Origin of the sequence: Pseudoalteromonas phenolica (assembly GCF_001444405.1) — a bacterium.
In the GTDB taxonomy this organism is placed as follows: Bacteria; Pseudomonadota; Gammaproteobacteria; order Enterobacterales; family Alteromonadaceae; genus Pseudoalteromonas; species Pseudoalteromonas phenolica.
In genome coordinates this window covers 1,228,602-1,249,053 of the sequence record NZ_CP013187.1, presented here as the reverse complement: position 1 = coordinate 1,249,053, position 20,452 = coordinate 1,228,602, and the positions used below count along the sequence as shown (strand labels likewise).

The window sequence follows — 20,452 nt, the reverse complement described above, 5'->3', positions numbered from 1 at the left end:
CTCACCGTCGAAGTGCATAACACTTCGATGGATATAACATCATAACTTAACGAGCTAGTGCAGAAGTTAAACATGACATGGCGGCGTTAATGGCTTTTTGGACTGTCGCTTTTGCTATAATTTCTAAAGTGATAAGTTCAACCTCCAAAATCGCTTTTTCTCGTTCTAGCTCAGCTGTGAACTCATCTTCATTTATCTCGCCATTTAATTTAGCCTGCGCTAAAGCTTCAATCGATGCTTTCTGCGCATTCAACGCTTTTTGCAAAGGCCCAGACATTTGTTGTGCTTCGTCACCGACGACATTCAAGGCGGTGTCTAACATCTGTTTGTATAAATCATTTATGTTCATAAGGTTGTCCTTTTATTGCTGTTTTGCTTGTTCGCCACGGATCATGGCGAGGAAAAGTCGTTGATACTGCTGTTTACGCGTTTTGATCAAAAAATCTGAGATACTGTTTGTTTGCTGGTGCTGCTTTTTATCTTGTAGCCAAAGGTTTTGGATTATCTCCACCTGCTTGGTTGTTAACTCATTTAATTCTCTGACTTTTTGACGCATAAGCAGGGCTGATAACTCAACTTCAATATTGAGATAAGTGCTCTGACTAAAGTGAAAGGTACGCTTCTCTTTTGGCAGCTCACTCAGCTGTACGTAAAATCTATCGACTTTTTTAGCGACATCCATAATCTGTTGCTCAGTTTGCATATCAAAACTAGATACCATTTGCAGTGCACAGCCTGACGTCAAGCTGAGAATCAACAAGCTACCAATTACTACCAGCAGTTTTAACCAAGACTTAACCATATTACTTCTCCTCATTGCGGATTATCTTTGCTAAATACTGACTGAGTAACTGCTGGAAATCAGTGCTCGACATAGAAGGTGAGCTCGCAACTTGTTGCTGAATTGCCATTAGTTCTAGTGAAAGATGCGCCTCATATTCAAGCTGTTCAGACTTAAATTGATTCAATAAGCTCTGTTTGACGGTTTCTAGATCTTCTGGTTGTTGCGGTGAGATAAACGATTGTGCGGTATCAACAATTCTATCTAAAATGGTATAAACCAAGTTAGCCGAAAAGCCGCCCACCAAAGCCATGGTAATTTTCAAAGCAGCATGACTCATTCCACCGCCCATACCTGTGCTTTGCTCTGCGGTTTTGGCTACAGCATCTAAATTAATAGGAATAAGCTGAGTCAGAATAATGCCCGAGATTAAGCCAACCACGAATCGAACCCAATAAGAGCTCTCGTATTTCGCATCAAAACATCCAGCAGTCACATAACTATTTGCTTTAAATAGGGCCGAGAACGAGGCACCAATAGCCGCAGAGGCAAGCAATATTGCTTGCACATACAAAAGGCGAGCCCCTTCCATATCAAACATGCTGGCAACCATATTGTCGTTGTTAATATATGATGACAGGCTCAAGCTGATTAGTGTAACCAAAGAGATGATTGCCACTAACATCATTTTACGTATAAGTGGTACTCTGCCTAAGAACAAAAACCATGTCTGTTTTTCTTGTTCTTGGGCCATCATTAAAATTGTCTCTGGCATTGCTGGCGCGACAAGTTCAGCTAACTGATTATGTGCTTTTGTTAAACTGGCAATGTCAGTTTGAGTTTGCTCCTGTTGGAGTTGCTCTACCAGCTTACTTGGTACAGCTAACCCCTTTTGCAAGGCAAAATGTGCCATAGCTTGGCCTTGTTTGAGCAGCTTTTCATGAAGATTTGTACTCTTGTTTACCAAGGCATCTGGCCGTTCAAAGACCTCAACCTCAACACTTTTGTCATGTTCCATGATGTTCCTTACTTATTTTAATACTCAGATTTAGATCTCAAATTTAAAGTAACCTTGAACAGAAAACTCGGTGGCATTAACGCAAATAGAATCGTTCTATTGCCTGTGTTTTAAATATGTATTTCAGACATGCTGGAGGGGCTAATAAGGAGGTAAAGGTGAGCCAAAAAGCATTAATAAGTGCGATTATCAGCACACTAAAAGTCTATAAGCCCAAAAAGATTAAACCTAAGTTCAAAGCAAAACACTTGAGCCAAAAACAAAAAGTGCAAGCTTGTTTAAAAGGATCATTAGTTGGACTTGTTACGCTAGGAAAACTTAAACAAGAGCAAGATAAATTAAACCAGCAACTTGCCGCTTTCTTCGACAAGTAGCTAGCTTAAATAACAAGATTTGGATAATTGCAATTCATCCAAATCTTATCTTACTTAGATTGTGGAGTTATTTGATTTGGTTCGAGTTGTTTACGAATATTAGCTATCGCTTTGTCCATCATCGCAAACAATATCTCAACGTGATAGCCCATCAAAAAAGCTAAAGCCATAGGCGATAACGAAGCACCTAAACCAGCATCTTCAGGTTTCAAAAACCACCCTACAATCATGCCTGCCAATGAACCAAGAGGTAACCTTAAGCGATAACGTATTTCATCATCATAAGTGAATGTCAGTGATTTGATCTCACGAAGAAGATCTCTGAGCACAAAGATAAATGCGCCGAGTAAGCCATATAGCAACGGCAGAATATAACTTTGCAACACATTTAAAATAGAGTCTGAAAATAAGTCATGTTCAAAGAAGGTTAGCTGAGACAAGTAATGAGCTTGCTCTAGCTGAAGCTGCTGTTGTTTTATCTTCAGTTCAGGGTCGTTCAAGCTCAATTGCTCTGCCCTGAGTTGAAAAGATAACTGATTGTAATCAGGTAAATCTGGGTTAAAACTTAGCCCTAGCATCCAAATGCGATTCCAAGACTTCAATAAACTATAGTTCGCATCAAACTGCTGCTCAAGGGTCTCTAGCGACTGATTAAGTTGTGTGTATTCATTTGAAAGGCTGTTTGCAGGCAGTGTTTCTAACTTAAGTGTCAGTTGCGCTTTTTCAGTAAAGGCATGCTTTAAATTGCTATTTAGGTTTGCTCCAAATAAGTAGTAAACCTGAATAATCAACAAAGAAACCAGCGCCAATAAGGCATAACGACGATACCAAGCAACTGCACTTTCTGCTTTTGTAGGTGCTCTTTTTTCAGCTCTCTCATTTGGAATAACTGATTGAATACTTTCAACTGTGACTGGGTGAACAGCTTTTGATAATGCATCATAGTTCAAAAGAAATACGGTTTCGTCTTCAACCTGCCAAGTGCCATTCTGGACCTTAAACTTAGCTTCAACAACATTTTTAGCAATACGCTCATCTAGCTCAATGGCGCCCTCTCGAGACATATAATTGAGTAACTGCAATGCATCGTCGACTAGGGTGACAATATCTTGGCTGGGTTTATTCACTATTTGCTCTGGTTTTTTCTTTCGCATTAATAAATTAAGGGGCATTTAGCCCCTCCCTCTATGCATACGCATATTCTGATACCAACATTTTTTGGTAGTCGAATAGCTTGCCAACATCACCGTTATTATTCCAAATTGCTCTGTTGCTATTAAACGAGTAGCCGCCTGTCGACTCATCAATGTGATTGGTATATACCCTTAGCTCTGAGTGAGGCATAAGCTTGCTCCCCACAGGGAATTGAAATCTCTGTCCTCCATTAGAAGTAATTTCCCAAAGGCTCAGATCAATAATATGATTGCCTAAATTGCCGATCTCTATATATTCATCGGATTCTTTTTTAGGGTCATTACCGTCAAAAAAGATATGTGTGATCCCAACATCATGATGTGTATCTCGTCCATACGCATAACAACTCACCAGGTTACTTTGATTATCATAAAGAGAAACCGTATCCCCTTTATTATTTAGAATGGGTCGGCGACTATCAAAGCTATAGGCATTTTCATGATTTGTATAGACACGGATAACATCTTGTGGAAATAGCAAAGTGTGCTTGTTGAAATCATAATCTTGACCTTCAGAGCCCGCATTCAATCGCCAGCCAGATAAATCAATAATAGAAGGCCCAAAGTTACCTATTTCAATGTACTCATCCTCGAAAGAAGCAAAACCGGCATTTACTGCACTAATCTGTACTTGGACTGAACTAAAGAGCGCAAAATTAGTATTCCACCAAGTAGAAAATGGATCGGGCTCTTTTTTCACAGTATCTAATTGAGTAGTGAGTAATTCACTTAACTGCTGCCAAGTGCGAAGTTTGTCTTTACTGAATACAAGAGATTGTGCTTTTTCCAAGTCATCTAGAGTGAAGTAACTCATACATCCGCTCCTTGAATTTCAAGGTACTGCTTAGCCCTATTAAGAAACTTGGCTCGCTCTTCAAGGCCATGGTAACCGCCATTAATGCGCTTAGTAATCGACTTTAGATCGTCTTGATCAGCATATTGATTCAGGTGACGGCTATGCCAGAAATAGCAAGCAGTCATCACCGCCGCATTTGGATCGTTTGCGAGACCATCTGGTTGTTCTACAAGTGGTAAACCTATAGCATTACCACAAGTACGATAATTCTCTTTGCCTGTTAACTGTATTAAGCCTCGCCCTCGATATTTCCAGCCATCACCAGAGCCTATGTCACCGTTACCCATGCGATTGGCATACACAACATTGGCAATTTTCTCTGGGTTTCGCGCATATTGTTCTGCAATATCATCGGTTTGAAAGTATTTACCGAACACCAATCGTAATGCTCTGGCGCTATAGTTTAGGTTTTCAACCTTATATTTAAACTGGCCACTTTCATGAGCAATTTGCGCAATGAAATGTGCAACACGTAACGGGGTATTAATATCAAAAGTAGCTAACCTAGTCTGGATAGCTGGTAAGTAGTGTTGAATGTCGCTGTCTTTAGCCTGAGGCATAATATGACGCAGCATGTCGAAGTCTATATTCATCACAGTTTCCTTGTTTTAATGGATGTTATTACTATGCCTGAGCTATAAATTCGAACTCAGTGAAAACAAGGATAGAATCGGGTTAATAGTGCAAAAGGCTAGCGACAGTGAAGCAGTGCAAAGTTAATGACATCGAGCAAGGCGAGTACATTTGCTTTGCGCAAGAAAGGTGTAAAAGGCTAGCAACAGTGAACGAAGTGAACCCGCTCTTTTTACGCAAGGTGAAGCAAGCCAGTTTAGCTGTAGCTGAGGGTGTATGTTTCAGAGTGATAAGAGAGGCTACTGTGAAGGCTGCTCTTTTCACCTTGCGCTAATTTGTCTTTTTATCACCGAGTATTGCCTCATCACCGTGCAGGACGATTTAGCACCCTAAACGCAAAAAACCCGCTGCATTTCTGCAACGGGTTTCTTTAATTGCCCGGGGCAACCTTTGCTGGCGATGTTCTACTTTCACATGGACGAAATGAGACCGAAGCGTAGCTTCGCAGCTCATTGAGATGAGCGCATGGATGTGCGATGGGACCCAGCTTCAGGGATGAATAGGCAAACGAGGTTTATCTACATCAACAAGATAAGACTAACCTCTGTGAAGGCTACTCATTTCACCTTGCGCTTATGGTGCAAAATTAGCGACTGCGAACGCAGTGAGAGCGCTTCTTTTGAGCAAGGTGCAGTTAGCTATTTTAGCAATTGCAGAGGGACTTAAAGCAAAAAAGCCCGACTCTTTCGAATCGGGCTTTCTTTAAATAGGTGCTTGGCAATGTTCTACTTTCACATGGGAGACCCACACTATCATCGACGCTGTTTCGTTTCACTTCTGAGTTCGGCATGGAATCAGGTGGTTCCAAAACGCTATGGTCACCAAGCAAATTTGGTTAAAATCTGGAAAAAATCTGATAATTCTAAAACTTTCTACTTTAGTTCATATTAGCTTCTGAGCTAAAACCACTTTGGCGTTGTATGGTTAAGCCTCACGGGTAATTAGTACTGGTTAGCTTAATGTATCACTACACTTCCACACCCAGCCTATCAACGTTGTAGTCTCCAACGGCCCTTCAGTTAACTTAAAGTTAAAGTGAGAACTCATCTCGAGGCTCGCTTCCCGCTTAGATGCTTTCAGCGGTTATCGATTCCGAACGTAGCTACCGGGCAATGCAATTGGCATCACAACCCGAACACCAGCGGTTCGTCCACTCCGGTCCTCTCGTACTAGGAGCAGCCCCTCTCAATTCTCAAACGCCCACGGCAGATAGGGACCGAACTGTCTCACGACGTTCTAAACCCAGCTCGCGTACCACTTTAAATGGCGAACAGCCATACCCTTGGGACCGACTTCAGCCCCAGGATGTGATGAGCCGACATCGAGGTGCCAAACACCGCCGTCGATATGAACTCTTGGGCGGTATCAGCCTGTTATCCCCGGAGTACCTTTTATCCGTTGAGCGATGGCCCTTCCATTCAGAACCACCGGATCACTATGACCTACTTTCGTACCTGCTCGACGTGTCTGTCTCGCAGTTAAGCTGGCTTCTACCATTACACTAACCGTACGATGTCCGACCGTACTTAGCCAACCTTCGTGCTCCTCCGTTACTCTTTGGGAGGAGACCGCCCCAGTCAAACTACCCACCAGGCACTGTCCACAACCCCGATTAGGGGCCTATGTTAGAACATCAAACATACAAGGGTGGTATTTCAAGGATGGCTCCACAACATCTAGCGACGCTGCTTCAAAGCCTCCCACCTATCCTACACATGTAGGCTCAATGTTCAGTGCCAAGCTGTAGTAAAGGTTCACGGGGTCTTTCCGTCTAGCCGCGGGTACACAGCATCTTCACTGCGATTTCAATTTCACTGAGTCTCGGGTGGAGACAGCGTGGCCATGGTTACACCATTCGTGCAGGTCGGAACTTACCCGACAAGGAATTTCGCTACCTTAGGACCGTTATAGTTACGGCCGCCGTTTACCGGGGCTTCGATCAAGAGCTTCGCCTAAGCTAACCCCATCAATTAACCTTCCGGCACCGGGCAGGTGTCACACCGTATACGTCATCTTACGATTTTGCACAGTGCTGTGTTTTTAATAAACAGTCCCAGCCACCTGGTCACTGCGGCTCCCGTCCGCTTAAAGAGTAAATCTCATCACAGATAGGAGCGTACCTTCTCCCGAAGTTACGGTACAATTTTGCCTAGTTCCTTCACCCGAGTTCTCTCAAGCGCCTTAGTATTCTCTACCTGACCACCTGTGTCGGTTTGGGGTACGATTCGAAATAATCTGAAGCTTAGAGGCTTTTCCTGGAAGTAGGGCATCATCAACTTCACTACCGTGGTAGCTCGTCTCGACTCTCAGCCTTAGCGACCCGGATTTTCCTAAGTCACCAGCCTACAGCCTTTCACATGGACAACCATCGCCATGCTTGATTAGCCTGCTCCGTCCCCCCATCGCAATTATTCCAAGTACGGGAATATTAACCCGTTTCCCATCGACTACGCTCTTCAGCCTCGCCTTAGGGGTCGACTTACCCTACCCTGATTAACATGGGATAGGAACCCTTGGTCTTCCGGCGTGCGGGTTTTTCACCCGCATTATCGTTACTCATGTCAGCATTCGCACTTCTGATACGTCCACCCAACTTTACAATTGAGCTTCAGCCGCTTACAGAACGCTCCCCTACCCCGCATACTAATGTATGCAGCCGTAGCTTCGGTGGTATGTTTAGCCCCGTTACATCTTCCGCGCAGGCCGACTCGACTAGTGAGCTATTACGCTTTCTTTAAAGGATGGCTGCTTCTAAGCCAACCTCCTAGCTGTTTTAGCCTTCCCACATCGTTTCCCACTTAACATACACTTTGGGACCTTAGCTGACGGTCTGGGTTGTTTCCCTCTCCACGATGGACGTTAGCACCCACCGTGTGTCTCCCGGATAGTACTTTACGGTATTCGGAGTTTGCAAAGGGTTGGTAAGTCGGGATGACCCCCTAGCCTTAACAGTGCTCTACCCCCGTAAGTATTCGTCCGAGGCTCTACCTAAATAGATTTCGGGGAGAACCAGCTATCTCCCGGTTTGATTAGCCTTTCACTCCAAGCCACAGGTCATCCCCTAACTTTTCAACGTTAGTGGGTTCGGTCCTCCAGTTGATGTTACTCAACCTTCAACCTGCCCATGGCTAGATCACCGGGTTTCGGGTCTATACCTTGCAACTCAACGCCCAGTTAAGACTCGCTTTCGCTACGGCTACCCTAAACGGTTAACCTCGCTACAAAATATAAGTCGCTGACCCATTATACAAAAGGTACGCAGTCACCCTCGAGGGGCTCCTACTGCTTGTACGTACACGGTTTCAGGTTCTATTTCACTCCCCTCACAGGGGTTCTTTTCGCCTTTCCCTCACGGTACTGGTTCACTATCGGTCAGTTGGGAGTATTTAGCCTTAGATGATGGTCCACCTATATTCAGTCAAAGTTTCACGTGCTCCGACCTACTCGATTTCACTTTAGATAAGTTTTTGTGTACGGGACTGTCACCCTGTATCGTCAAACTTTCCAGAATGTTCCACTAACTACACTAAAGCTTAAGGGCTAGTCCGATTTCGCTCGCCGCTACTTTCGGAATCTCGGTTGATTTCTTTTCCTACGGGTACTTAGATGTTTCAGTTCTCCGCGTTCGCCTCGTTAACCTATGTATTCAGTTAACGATACCTGCAAGCAGGTGGGTTTCCCCATTCGGAAATCCTAGTCTCAAGCGCCTCTTACTGGCTTGACTAGGCTTATCGCAAGTTAGTACGTCCTTCATCGCCTCCAACTGCCAAGGCATCCACCGTGTACGCTTAGTCACTTAACCATACAACCCAAAATGGTTTGTATCGTCAAAGACAGTTTTAACTTCGCCAGAAGTTAATATTGAATACTAAAGTAGACGCTAATAAACAAATGAATGTTTATCGGCATTGTTTTACTTTTGAAAACTCTTTTTAGAATTTCTTCTAAAAGAATTAATTATCAGCTTTTCCAAATTTTTAAAGAGCAATATTAATTAGCAACTTGTGCTAACTAACAATCATCTGTGTGGACACTACGAACAAATCTGTTCTAAATCGTTAAGGAGGTGATCCAGCCCCAGGTTCCCCTAGGGCTACCTTGTTACGACTTCACCCCAGTCATGAATCACTCCGTGGTAAGCGCCCTCCCTAAGGTTAAGCTACCTACTTCTGGAGCAACCCACTCCCATGGTGTGACGGGCGGTGTGTACAAGGCCCGGGAACGTATTCACCGCGGCATTCTGATCCGCGATTACTAGCGATTCCGACTTCATGGAGTCGAGTTGCAGACTCCAATCCGGACTACGACGCACTTTAAGTGATTCGCTAACTCTCGCGAGCTTGCAGCACTCTGTATGCGCCATTGTAGCACGTGTGTAGCCCTACACGTAAGGGCCATGATGACTTGACGTCGTCCCCACCTTCCTCCGGTTTATCACCGGCAGTCTCCTTAGAGTTCCCGACCGAATCGCTGGCAACTAAGGATAGGGGTTGCGCTCGTTGCGGGACTTAACCCAACATCTCACAACACGAGCTGACGACAGCCATGCAGCACCTGTATCAGAGTTCCCGAAGGCACCAAACTATCTCTAGTAAGTTCTCTGTATGTCAAGTGTAGGTAAGGTTCTTCGCGTTGCATCGAATTAAACCACATGCTCCACCGCTTGTGCGGGCCCCCGTCAATTCATTTGAGTTTTAACCTTGCGGCCGTACTCCCCAGGCGGTCTACTTAATGCGTTAGCTTTGGAAAAGTTGTCCGAAGACCCCAGCTCCTAGTAGACATCGTTTACGGCGTGGACTACCGGGGTATCTAATCCCGTTTGCTCCCCACGCTTTCGTACATGAGCGTCAGTATTGACCCAGGTGGCTGCCTTCGCCATCGGTATTCCTTCAGATCTCTACGCATTTCACCGCTACACCTGAAATTCTACCACCCTCTATCATACTCTAGTTTGCCAGTTCGAAATGCAGTTCCCAGGTTGAGCCCGGGGCTTTCACATCTCGCTTAACAAACCGCCTGCGTACGCTTTACGCCCAGTAATTCCGATTAACGCTCGCACCCTCCGTATTACCGCGGCTGCTGGCACGGAGTTAGCCGGTGCTTCTTCTGTAAGTAACGTCACAGCTAGCAGGTATTAACTACTAACCTTTCCTCCTTACTGAAAGTGCTTTACAACCCTAAGGCCTTCTTCACACACGCGGCATGGCTGCATCAGGCTTGCGCCCATTGTGCAATATTCCCCACTGCTGCCTCCCGTAGGAGTCTGGACCGTGTCTCAGTTCCAGTGTGGCTGATCATCCTCTCAAACCAGCTAGGGATCGTCGCCTTGGTGAGCCATTACCTCACCAACTAGCTAATCCCACTTGGGCTAATCTAAGGGCGAGAGCCGAAGCCCCCTTTGGTCCGTAGACGTTATGCGGTATTAGCAGTCGTTTCCAACTGTTGTCCCCCACCCTAAGGCATATTCCCAAGCATTACTCACCCGTCCGCCGCTCGTCATCTTCTAGCAAGCTAGAAATGTTACCGCTCGACTTGCATGTGTTAGGCCTGCCGCCAGCGTTCAATCTGAGCCATGATCAAACTCTTCAATTAAAAGTTTTTTGAATCCTAAGATTCGTGCTCAATGAATTCTGTATAAATTGACTATATAGTCACTCATAAGAAATTGAGACTCTAAATTTTTTTGCTCCTGAATCAAGAGCTGTTAGAACTCAATCTGTACGAGTGCCCACACAGATGATTGCTTCATATTTTTAAAGAACATTCCGGTTACCGGAGTGTAACTCTATGAGTTACCGCAGACTCGCTGCGAAGTGGAGCGCCATAATAACGACTTCACTTTTTATGTCAACACTTAATTTTAATCTTTTTCTTAAGAGAAAGTTTCAAAGTTAAGTTTAATTTGACTCGACATCGTTTTGATTTGCTTTTCAGCGTCTCGCCCCGTGTCAGTGGGTGCGCATTATAGGGAGAATTTAAAAGCGCGCAACCCCTTTTTTAAAGAAAAATGCAAAAAACCGATCAACTGAGTAAACTTTAAACGAAACGTGTATTCTTGTATGTTTTCAGACTATAAAACATACAAATATGGCGTTCTACTTGAGAGTTTATGACTTATCCGCAACTCTATAGCTGCCTTCATAATCAAATAGCTTCTCTTTAACTTGCCAACCGTACTTCTTATGTTGGTTTGCAATCACAAAGTCAGGCGCTTTTAATTGGTAAGCATATTGTTGAACTGTAGACGCTTGCTTAAAGTTAATTGGAGAAGAGACACCTGATACACGTTTTGCGTATTGCTTATTAAAAACGTACACACTTTTACTATTATTAAAATCGTACACCTCACTACAAGATGCGCCGTCTTCATCAAAGTAAGTTACTTTTATCTTTTCATCGGCCAAAGTTGTAATAGACAAACCACTACAACGCAAAACCATGGCGTTTTTGAGATTCAGAGCCGCTCTCAATTTATCGTCGGGATCTGCCATAATAGAATGACATTGATGACATTGTCTCGCTGCTATGTCATTTTCAGCCCCACATTCATCGCATTCTTTAAATTTAAAGCGGTAGTCACATTGTTGCTCTTCTTCGCCATTATCTAGTAACCCCTGACAACGGCGGCCAAAATGTTCTATGACTTTGCCTTGCTCATCTGTTTTGCCCCAGAATATATTGGCAAAGCCACAACCAGGACAAAGCACTTGGACAGGTTCATTATCTGAACTCGGTTTTTTAGCCCCCACTTCAGGTTGGAACAAATCAAACTGATTACCTGCAAAGTCCATAACGAGACACTCTTTTTTGTCATCTGCAAGCCGTAAACCTCGTCCAACTATTTGTTGATACAAACTGACAGATTCGGTTGGTCTTAAGATAGCAATAAAGTCAACATGAGGGGCATCGAAACCAGTCGTAAGAACGGATACATTTATAAGGTACTTTATTTGTTTGTTTTTGAAGTTCTTAATAATGGCATCACGCTCAGCCTGATGAGTATCACCTATCACTAGTGCGGTTTCATTTTGCGGTAAGTACGAAAAAATTTCTTTAGCATGCATCACCGTGGCAGCGAAGATCATTACACCTTTTCTTGAAGTGCTTTGCTCTATCACATGGTCGATGATACTTTTTGTCGCTCGCGTTTGGCTATCTAACAAACTATTCATTTCTGTTTCAGAAAACCTGCCAAAGTTATCTGTTGTAAGACTCGTGAAATCATAATGTTTTATCGCCGGATCAACTTGTTTAGGCGGCGTAAGGTATTTATTGCTTATCATATATCTTAAAGGCAGCTCGAAAATACACTTCTTAAATGGGGAGTCACTGTTCCCTCTAGCAAAGCCATGATAATGATGTTGATAGATCCAACCCATACCTAAACGATATGGTGTCGCGGTTAAACCTAGCACCTTTAAACTCGCGTTATGTTCTTTCAAAGCTGAAATGACTTTGCCGTACTGACTTTTATCATCCCCATTTACGCGATGGCATTCATCAATGATGACTAAGGAGTATTCTTCATTTAACTGATCGATATTTCTGGAAAGCGATTGAACACTGGCAAAGGTGACTTGGTGAATAAGTGACTTTTGTTTTAAACCTGCAGAGAAAATACTCGCTTTTAGCCCAAAGCTTTTATATTTTTCACTGTTTTGCTCTACCAACTCTTTTACATGAGCTAAAACAAGAATTTTTTTTCGGGCAAGTCTAGCCAACTCTGCAATCACTAGGCTTTTGCCTGCACCTGTTGGTAAAACGATTACTGCTGGGTCGTTAGTTTTCTTAAAATGAGAAATGGTATTTTGAACAGCTTCTTGCTGATAAGGTCTGAGCGTGTAAATAACTAACCTCTAAAACAAATGAGCAGGCTAATAAAGCTGCTCATTGAACGATAGTTAGAGATTATACTGCGTATTTTTCTAGATCAACATCAATAAAAGCTTTTGGACGCTTACCTCGACCGCTCCACTCTACGACTTCACCATCTTTCTCAATACGATATTTGATAGCTACTTTACTACGTTTGTCTAACGGCGCGCTTTCAAGCAAATCCTCAACTGTTAGTCCCTTGTCTTTAATCAAAGCTAATACTTCTGCTCTTGCAGCTTCCTGTGCTTTTTGTGAGGCAATTGCTTCGTTTATTAATCCAAGTGCTTTTTCTAGTTCACTGACACTGGCTGTTTTAATAAATGATTTAATTTCTTTCATTGCCACTTCTCGGTTATTAATATCTGAATTTATTGTCTAGTGTGAATTTTAAAATATTTTCACTTCAATATTAATAGTATAAATATATTAAATTCTTGCAAATATTATATTTGTTACGAAATATTATTACCAAAAAAAAACGCGCTTAATGCGCGTTTAAAAATAACAAAAAGTTGCTAATTTATATTCGATCTAATTAAACCACTTTCCAATCGATCTCAGCACCCGCTTTTATCGGTACTACATCGGCATCGCCTAATGGGTAACTGTCAGGCACTTGCCAAGGCGATTTCTCCAGCGTAATCGTATCACTATTTCTTGGAAGCCCGTAAAAGTCTGGACCAAAATGGCTCGCAAACCCCTCTAGCTTATCTAATGCACCAACTTCTTCAAATGCTTCTGCATACAATTCAATTGCAGCATGAGCTGTATAAGCACCAGCACAACCACATGCAGCTTCTTTTTTATCTTTTGCATGTGGCGCAGAATCTGTACCTAAGAAAAACTTAGGGTTACCACTAGTTGCAGCCTTGATTAACGCTTGCTGATGTGTATTTCTTTTGAGGATCGGCAAGCAGTAATAGTGAGGACGAATGCCACCAGCTAGCATATGGTTACGGTTATATAACAAATGATGAGCAGTAATTGTAGCTGCCACATTATCAGATGCAGCCTCAACAAACTCTACCGCATCTTTTGTTGTGATATGCTCTAAAACGACTTTTAAACTAGGGAAAGCATCTACAACTTTAGATAGTTTTGTTTCTAAAAACACTCTTTCTCTGTCAAAAATATCTATCGAAGAATCAGTTACTTCGCCGTGTACTAATAAAAGCATACCAACTTCTTGCATAGCTTCTAACGCAGGAAATACATTTTCTATGTCAGTTACACCTGAATCTGAATTGGTCGTTGCGCCCGCAGGATAGAGCTTTGCTGCGAAAATTTTACCTGTTGCTTTTGCTTTTCTGATCTCCTCAGGCGTCGTTTTATCTGTAAGATATAAAACCATGAGAGGCTCAAAATTGCCCTGCGGCTCCGCTGCCATGATGCGATCTCGATAAGACAATGCAGTATCTGTACAAGTTGCAGGTGGTACAAGGTTTGGCATGATAATGGCGCGACCCATATAACGGCTCACATCACGAACTGTGTCTTTTAACTGCACGCCATCACGTAAATGAATGTGCCAATCATCAGGTCGTGTAATTGTTAAAGTAGTTGCTTTACTTGTCATTGCTTTTTTCCGTTCCTCAGTTTGCTCGATCATAGGCATTTAGTGTTATCTAGTAAAGTTTTTAGGACAAAATACTCCCGATTTATGTACACCCATTTACAATCAATTTCGTTAATAACCCTATTTTATTATGTAGTTTTAGTGACAAGTAGGTTAACGTATAGCTATGGATCAAAATGAATATTGTGCATGCTTTCGAATAACAACAAATTAGAATCAAAAACCGAACAGCTCAGTATTATAAATCAGTTTTCATCTTCGCTTTTGCAAATTACGCAATTGGATGAATTATTTGATTATGTAACTTCTCAAGTTGTAAGCCGCTTAGGATTTGTAGATTGCGTTATCTATTTAGCCGATAAACGCTCTGAATTCTTAGAAGAGGTCGCATCTATGGGAGTCGCACATCAAAGTATTGATTACCAAGTTGCACAAACTCATATCCCAATTGGACAAGGCATTACGGGCCATGTTGCTCGTACCCAAGCTCCTTTTGTCTCTGGTGATGTACGCAAAGAATCTATGTATATTGCTGACTCTCGCCCAGCCCTTTCTGAAATTTGCGTGCCTTTAGTTTATGAAAATACGTTACTCGGAGTAATTGACTGCGAACACCCTGAGCTAAACTATTTTACTGATGCTCATTTGCAAATACTCTCTACGGTTGCTCATTTATTAAGTGCTAAAATATATCAGGTACGTACACTTGATAATTTAACGACTACAGTAGATCAGTTAAATCAAGCACAGCAACTTGAGCAATGCTTATTAAAAATTGCAAACATCGCATATAAATCAGCTGACCTTAATGCATTTTATGATGACTTGTATCAGATCATAAATACTCAGTTACCCGCAGAGAACTTTTTCGTTGCACTTTATAATCGAAAATCTGACGTTTTAGAGATTAAATATCTTATTGAAAGCGAGTTAAAGTGTTTAGCAACGCCAAAGATTTCAAAAGACCAGTTAAAAGATTCAGCGTCATATTATTTACTTAAAAGTAATAAACCACTGCTGTGCGATCAAACACAGTTTAAAAAGCATATTGAAGATGGGCATTTTAAAATGCTTGGCCGCTCACCGCTTTCTTGGTTAGGCGTGCCTTTTACTGTAAACGAACAGTATCAAGGCGTCATTGTGCTCCAAAGCTATCAGAAGCACAAAAGCTTTGAAGAACATGATTTAGAAATTTTAACTTATATAAGCCGCCAAGTTAGTATGGCAATTGATCGTCAAATCTCTCGCCAAGCGCTTGAGCACAGAGCTCTTCATGATGAGCTAACGGGCTTAGCAAATCGGTATTTACTATTTGAGCGCGTAAAACATGCTATTTTGGCTTTAGGACGCGCCAAACAAAAAAATTTGCATTGCTTACTGTATTTGGATCTAGACAGATTTAAAAGCATCAATGACTCACTTGGTCACGATGTAGGTGACCACTTCCTTATTGCGATTGTTGAGACTGTAAAAAGTTGTATTCGTAAAACCGATACCTTTGCGCGACTGGGCGGTGATGAGTTTGCAATTTTTATGGAGAATGTTCAGGATAAAGAGCAAGTAGAACTCGCGCTTGAGCGTATTACTAATGCGATAGTCAAACCTTTACACATTGATGGTCATGTGTTGCAAGCGTCCAGTAGTATCGGTGTTGCATTTACAGAAAGTGCCAATGATAATGCGATTTCGTTACTTCAACAGGCTGATGCAGCCATGTATGAAGCTAAATCTCGGGGTCGAGGCCAAGTGTGTTACTTCAATAATGCCATGCGCCGCAAGCTAAAGCGCCAAGCTGATATTGAAAACGATTTGCAGCATGGTATTAAAAATGATGAGTTTGAACTTTACTTCCAACCAATTTTCTCATTACAAGACCCCCACATTGTCAGCTTTGAAGCGCTTGTAAGATGGCACCACCCAAAAACTGGCTTTGTTCCGCCTAATGATTTTATTCCTATTGCTGAACAAACGGGACAGATCATTGACTTAGACCTGCACTTATTAGAGCTTGCTGGTGCACAGCTACAAAAATGGCGTCGCGCGGGTATGCCGACAATTAGAGTAACTGTGAATGTCTCGTCTCGTCACTTTGCCAGTCTTGAATTTGTAGATTTTATGAAAGAGATCTACACCAAGTACCAGTTGCCCAATGGGACATTATGTTTAGAAATAACTGAGTCAGGCTTAATTGAAAACCTTAGTCTTGCAACCCGAATTATTGAGGGATTAGAGCCACTCGGTGTAAAACTTTATTTAGATGACTTTGGCACCGGCTACTCTGCTCTTGGTTATCTTCATCAGTTACCTATTCATGTACTGAAAATTGACAAGAGCTTTGTGGATCAATTAACTCAAAAAGAAAACCCATTGGTAGATGCTATTTTATCTCTCGCTCACTCTTTAAAGTTAACTGTGGTTGCTGAAGGTATTGAGAACCCAAAACAATGGGCACTGCTAAAGCGTAAAGGCTGCCAATTTGGTCAGGGCTATATTGTGTCTAAGCCATTACCTGCCGATAAAGCAATGGAACTTCTACTCAAACATACAGAGATGGTACTACCCATTTAAGAGTAATAGACCTGATAATCTTATAAAACAAAGCCTGCGTTATGCACGCTTTGTTTTATCTTCTAGTAAAATCTTTGAATAAGAGCTAGTTAGCTCCCAACTCCTCTCGAAGCTCTTTAGTGGCTTTCACCATATTTTCAAGCGCAGCTCTGGTTTCTTCCCATCCACGAGTTTTTAGACCGCAATCAGGGTTTACCCATAAACGCTCAACAGGGATCTTCTTCGCAGCTTTATGGATCAATGATTTGACCCACACTATATCTGGCACATTCGGACTATGTATATCATACACGCCGGGACCAATTTCGTTTGGATAGGCAAAATCTTCAAAAGCATTAAGTAGTTCCATATTCGAGCGAGATGTTTCTATGGTGATCACATCAGCATCCATATCGGCGATTGCACCAATAATGTCGTTGAACTTCGCATAACACATGTGCGTATGAATTTGTGTTTCATCTTTAACTCCCGACGCCGACACCCTAAATGCATAAGCCGCCCAATCAAGGTAACTTTGCCATTCACTTGCCTTTAATGGCATGCCTTCTCGAAATGCAGGTTCATCAATTTGTATGATATCAATCCCCGCGTTTTGTAAATCAACGACTTCATCTCGAAGCGCAAGTGCGATTTGGTTTGCAATACTTGGTTTGTCGAGGTCATCTCGAGTAAATGACCAAAATAAAATGGTGACTGGGCCTGTCAACATACCTTTCATTTTTTTTGCGGTTTGCGCTTGAGCGTATTGCGTCCAGCTAACAGTCATTGGCTCTTCTCGAGATACATCCCCCCAGATAATGGGCGGTTTAACACAACGCGAACCATAGCTTTGCACCCAACCAAATTGCGTAAATGCAAACCCTTCGAGCTGTTCACCAAAATACTCGACCATATCATTACGTTCAGCCTCACCATGCACTAGTACATCAATATCAAGCGCTTCTTGCTCTTCAACCGCATAACGGATCTCCGCTTGCATTTGATTTTCGTATTCTGCGGCTGAAATAATACCCGCTTTAAACTCTTTTCGTGCTTGGCGAATGGCTTGCGTCTGTGGAAAAGAGCCTATGGTTGTAGTTGGTAATAAAGGTAGTCCTAATGAGGCCTGTTGTTTTTTAACTCGTTCTGAAAATGCACTTTGCCGTTTTCCGTGATTGGCATTAAGCGATGCCACTTTTTCTTGAACCATAATGTTATTTACACGCTTAGAGCTTGCTCTGGCTTTTACTGGCTCCGAATATAAGTCTAAAGTTGTCAGCTCTTCATTCTCAATGGCTAATTTAAGTAACTTAAGTTCTTGCAATTTTTGCTTTGCAAAAGCCAACCAATCGCGAATTTCAGCATCAAGCTTGTCTTCTTGCTCTAAGTCGACCGGGGTGTGAAGTAATGAACATGACGGTGCTAGCCATAAATTATCACCACGACTTTGTGCTATCGGCTCGATTTGATTATAAATAGAAGACAAATCAGCTCGCCAAATATTACGACCATTAATAAGCCCTAGAGATAACACCTGCTCATCATTTAAAAGCTGATTTAACTTTGCAAGATCTTGCTCACCTGCAACACAATCAAAATGCACACCTGCGACAGGATAGTGCTGAATATCTTCATAGTAATCTTTTACCGAATCAAAATAACTGGCGAGTAAAATCTTTACCCCTTGTTCGTTAAGTGCTGCTAAGGAAGTATTTAATGCACTGCGATACTCTTCAGGCAGCTCTAGTGCGAGAACAGGCTCATCAACTTGTACCCATTCTACGCCAAGCTCAGCCAGCTTTTTTAACACTTGCTGATAAACCGGTAATAACTTATCTAGAAGAGATAGCTTATTAAACGACTCATCTGCACACTTGGCTAAATGCAAATAAGTAATAGGCCCTACCAAAACAGGTTTGACTTTATAACCCAGACTGTGTGCTTCACCGACTTCTTCAAACAGTGCCTGCCAGCTTAGTCCAAAGCTTTGATCTTTAGAAAGCTCGGGTACTATATAGTGGTAATTAGTATTAAACCACTTTGTCATTTCACTCGCTGCACAGGCGCAACCACTTGGCGATTTTCCTCGACTTACTCTGAATAATGTATCTAGGTCAACACTGCCATCAGTATTTACATGGCGCTTTGGTATAGCACCTAATAATAAACTGGTATTAAGTATATGGTCATACCATGCAAAGTCACCGACAGGCAGTAATTCAATTCCAGCGTTCGCCTGTATTGCCCAATTCTCAACTCTGATTGCTTTACCTTTTTCAAGTAATTCATCTTGGTTAATTTCACCTCGCCAATAGGATTCAACTGCAAACTTAAGTTCACGTTTCTTTCCTATCCGAGGAAAACCGAGATTATGAATATACGCCATGTTCTATCCTTAAATTTTTTTGGGTGTTTAGATGGCTAAAATCATTAACATGAGATAGGATGAAGACAACTGACAGTTTTTCAGTTTTAACTTGAACAAAATTAATCAAATAAAATTGTAAAAAATATGATCAAAACATGACAACGCTGTCAAAAATAGTGTTATAGTGATTTTGCTAATTAAAAATAGATTTATGCTGTTTTTATAAACTAGCAAACATGGAAATTGAAGTTAGGCAGTTCAGGAATAGGTGAACTCTGAATTTTGCTCACTCTAAGAATGAGATTTATTGAAGATGATAGATATTAAACATTTAAAAACCATTTCAACGCTTAAAGAAACCGGCTCCCTTGTAAATACAGCCCGTGAACTGTTTTTAACTCAATCAGCTTTATCTCATCAAATTAAAGACTTAGAGAACAAATTAGACTGTCAGCTGTTCGAAAGAAAAACACAACCTGTGCGTTTTACACCACAAGGTATGCTACTACTAGAATTGGCCAATGAAGTGTTACCAAGAGTAGAAGCAACCAAGTGTCGATTAAAAGAAAGCCTCAATCAGCCAATTTCTCAACTGCGCTTAAGTGTTGAATGTCACGCATGTTTCCATTGGCTACTGCCGACAATCAAAGAATTTAACAATTTCTGGCCTGACATCCATGTAGATTATGAGCGCGGGTTTAGCTACGACGCCATTCCTGAGCTTCTTAACGATGACTTAGATTTAGTATTAACTTCTGACATTCGAGAAGCAGACAAGCTTGAATACGCGCACCTTTTTGATTTTAAGTTGAAACTGATTGTATCACCCGATCATGAACTGGCTAAAAAAGCCTACGTCACGGCGCTAGACTTAAAAGACGAAACCATTATTTCGTACCCTATTCCAAAAGAGCGCCAAGATATTTTTAAGCATTTTATTCAAAATGCACGCTTTGACGGTACATTAAAAACGGTGGATCAAGGATTACTTATTTTCCAGTTAGTCAGTGCTGGTATGGGTGTTGCCGCTCTTCCTGATTGGTTAGTAACACCTTATGAAAGCCAAGGGTTAATTAAGTCTATTCCGCTGGGCGCACTGGGTTTAAATCGTCCGATGTATTTAGCAATGAAGAAAAATATGAAAGACAACCCTGTCTATCGTCACTTCTTAAATACGTGTAAGCAAAGTAACGGACGATAACCACAGAAATCATCTGGTTGTCTTACTGAT

13 protein-coding genes and 3 rRNA genes are annotated in these 20,452 nt (G+C 42.0%); 3 read left to right on the top strand and 13 right to left on the bottom strand.

Going from position 1 to position 20,452, the window contains the following annotated elements:
- Positions 1–46 precede the first annotated feature (46 nt).
- From PP2015_RS05515 to PP2015_RS05505, 3 genes are read right to left on the bottom strand one after another with little or no spacing between them, the layout of a single operon-like run.
- The gene (locus PP2015_RS05515; protein WP_058029318.1) at positions 47–349 is read right to left on the bottom strand and encodes a hypothetical protein; all 303 of its coding nucleotides are present in this window, start codon (positions 347–349) and stop codon (positions 47–49) included.
- Between the two features lie 12 nt (positions 350–361).
- Positions 362–802 carry a hypothetical protein gene (locus PP2015_RS05510; RefSeq protein WP_058029317.1) on the bottom strand — a complete coding sequence of 147 codons (441 nt, stop codon included), beginning with the start codon at positions 800–802 and terminating at the stop codon, positions 362–364.
- Position 803: 1 nt separating this feature from the next.
- Positions 804–1,799: a hypothetical protein gene (locus PP2015_RS05505; RefSeq protein WP_058029316.1), complete on the bottom strand. Its 996-nt coding sequence runs from the start codon at positions 1,797–1,799 to the stop codon at positions 804–806.
- Between the two features lie 158 nt (positions 1,800–1,957).
- Here PP2015_RS05505 and PP2015_RS05500 point away from each other — a divergent pair, with 158 nt between their 5' ends.
- Positions 1,958–2,173, top strand: a complete 216-nt coding sequence (locus PP2015_RS05500; protein ID WP_058029315.1) for a hypothetical protein — start codon at positions 1,958–1,960, stop codon at positions 2,171–2,173.
- A 50-nt stretch (positions 2,174–2,223) separates the two neighbouring features.
- Here PP2015_RS05500 and PP2015_RS05495 read toward each other — a convergent pair whose 3' ends face one another.
- From PP2015_RS05495 to pyrC, 9 genes are all read right to left on the bottom strand, one after another.
- Positions 2,224–3,345 carry a hypothetical protein gene (locus PP2015_RS05495; protein ID WP_058029314.1) on the bottom strand — a complete coding sequence of 374 codons (1,122 nt, stop codon included), beginning with the start codon at positions 3,343–3,345 and terminating at the stop codon, positions 2,224–2,226.
- A gap of 13 nt (positions 3,346–3,358) precedes the next feature.
- The gene (locus PP2015_RS05490; protein WP_058029313.1) at positions 3,359–4,180 is read right to left on the bottom strand and encodes a lamin tail domain-containing protein; all 822 of its coding nucleotides are present in this window, start codon (positions 4,178–4,180) and stop codon (positions 3,359–3,361) included.
- On the bottom strand, positions 4,177–4,815 hold the full coding sequence (locus PP2015_RS05485; protein WP_058029312.1) for a glycoside hydrolase family 19 protein: 639 nt from the start codon (positions 4,813–4,815) through the stop codon (positions 4,177–4,179). The genes PP2015_RS05490 and PP2015_RS05485 overlap by 4 nt, the downstream gene beginning before the upstream one ends.
- Before the next feature lie 752 nt (positions 4,816–5,567).
- Positions 5,568–5,681, bottom strand: a 5S ribosomal RNA gene (gene rrf / locus PP2015_RS05475).
- Between the two features lie 94 nt (positions 5,682–5,775).
- Positions 5,776–8,657: ribosomal RNA gene (locus tag PP2015_RS05470) — 23S ribosomal RNA — on the bottom strand.
- 257 nt (positions 8,658–8,914) lie between these two features.
- Positions 8,915–10,447, bottom strand: a 16S ribosomal RNA gene (locus PP2015_RS05465).
- The 16S, 23S and 5S rRNA genes sit together here, the layout of an rRNA operon.
- Before the next feature lie 515 nt (positions 10,448–10,962).
- Positions 10,963–12,702: a DNA repair helicase RadD gene (locus PP2015_RS05460; protein ID WP_058029310.1), complete on the bottom strand. Its 1,740-nt coding sequence runs from the start codon at positions 12,700–12,702 to the stop codon at positions 10,963–10,965.
- A 61-nt stretch (positions 12,703–12,763) separates the two neighbouring features.
- Positions 12,764–13,069: an H-NS histone family protein gene (locus PP2015_RS05455; RefSeq protein WP_058029309.1), complete on the bottom strand. Its 306-nt coding sequence runs from the start codon at positions 13,067–13,069 to the stop codon at positions 12,764–12,766.
- A gap of 196 nt (positions 13,070–13,265) precedes the next feature.
- Entirely contained in the window at positions 13,266–14,306 is a 1,041-nt protein-coding gene (gene pyrC, locus PP2015_RS05450) for a dihydroorotase (protein WP_058029308.1), read from the bottom strand.
- Positions 14,307–14,495: 189 nt separating this feature from the next.
- On the opposite strand from pyrC, the gene PP2015_RS05445 reads away from it, so the two are divergent.
- Positions 14,496–16,874, top strand: a complete 2,379-nt coding sequence (locus tag PP2015_RS05445) for a bifunctional diguanylate cyclase/phosphodiesterase (protein WP_058029307.1) — start codon at positions 14,496–14,498, stop codon at positions 16,872–16,874.
- An 85-nt stretch (positions 16,875–16,959) separates the two neighbouring features.
- Here PP2015_RS05445 and metE read toward each other — a convergent pair whose 3' ends face one another.
- The gene (gene metE / locus PP2015_RS05440) at positions 16,960–19,239 is read right to left on the bottom strand and encodes a 5-methyltetrahydropteroyltriglutamate--homocysteine S-methyltransferase (RefSeq protein WP_058029306.1); all 2,280 of its coding nucleotides are present in this window, start codon (positions 19,237–19,239) and stop codon (positions 16,960–16,962) included.
- Between the two features lie 295 nt (positions 19,240–19,534).
- On the opposite strand from metE, the gene PP2015_RS05435 reads away from it, so the two are divergent.
- Positions 19,535–20,422, top strand: a complete 888-nt coding sequence (locus PP2015_RS05435) for a LysR substrate-binding domain-containing protein (RefSeq protein WP_058029305.1) — start codon at positions 19,535–19,537, stop codon at positions 20,420–20,422.
- Positions 20,423–20,452: the final 30 nt, after the last annotated feature.

What these genes read in the sequence shown, in the direction of transcription:
- PP2015_RS05445 (WP_058029307.1), top strand. Translation starts at nt 14,496, where the DNA reads ATGCTTTCGAATAACAACAAATTAGAATCAAAAACCGAACAGCTCAGT.
- PP2015_RS05515 (WP_058029318.1), bottom strand. Translation starts at nt 349, where the DNA reads ATGAACATAAATGATTTATACAAACAGATGTTAGACACCGCCTTGAAT.
- PP2015_RS05505 (WP_058029316.1), bottom strand. Translation starts at nt 1,799, where the DNA reads ATGGAACATGACAAAAGTGTTGAGGTTGAGGTCTTTGAACGGCCAGAT.
- PP2015_RS05490 (WP_058029313.1), bottom strand. Translation starts at nt 4,180, where the DNA reads ATGAGTTACTTCACTCTAGATGACTTGGAAAAAGCACAATCTCTTGTA.
- PP2015_RS05510 (WP_058029317.1), bottom strand. Translation starts at nt 802, where the DNA reads ATGGTTAAGTCTTGGTTAAAACTGCTGGTAGTAATTGGTAGCTTGTTG.
- PP2015_RS05485 (WP_058029312.1), bottom strand. Translation starts at nt 4,815, where the DNA reads ATGAATATAGACTTCGACATGCTGCGTCATATTATGCCTCAGGCTAAA.
- pyrC (WP_058029308.1), bottom strand. Translation starts at nt 14,306, where the DNA reads ATGACAAGTAAAGCAACTACTTTAACAATTACACGACCTGATGATTGG.
- PP2015_RS05495 (WP_058029314.1), bottom strand. Translation starts at nt 3,345, where the DNA reads ATGCCCCTTAATTTATTAATGCGAAAGAAAAAACCAGAGCAAATAGTG.
- PP2015_RS05455 (WP_058029309.1), bottom strand. Translation starts at nt 13,069, where the DNA reads ATGAAAGAAATTAAATCATTTATTAAAACAGCCAGTGTCAGTGAACTA.
- PP2015_RS05435 (WP_058029305.1), top strand. Translation starts at nt 19,535, where the DNA reads ATGATAGATATTAAACATTTAAAAACCATTTCAACGCTTAAAGAAACC.
- metE (WP_058029306.1), bottom strand. Translation starts at nt 19,239, where the DNA reads ATGGCGTATATTCATAATCTCGGTTTTCCTCGGATAGGAAAGAAACGT.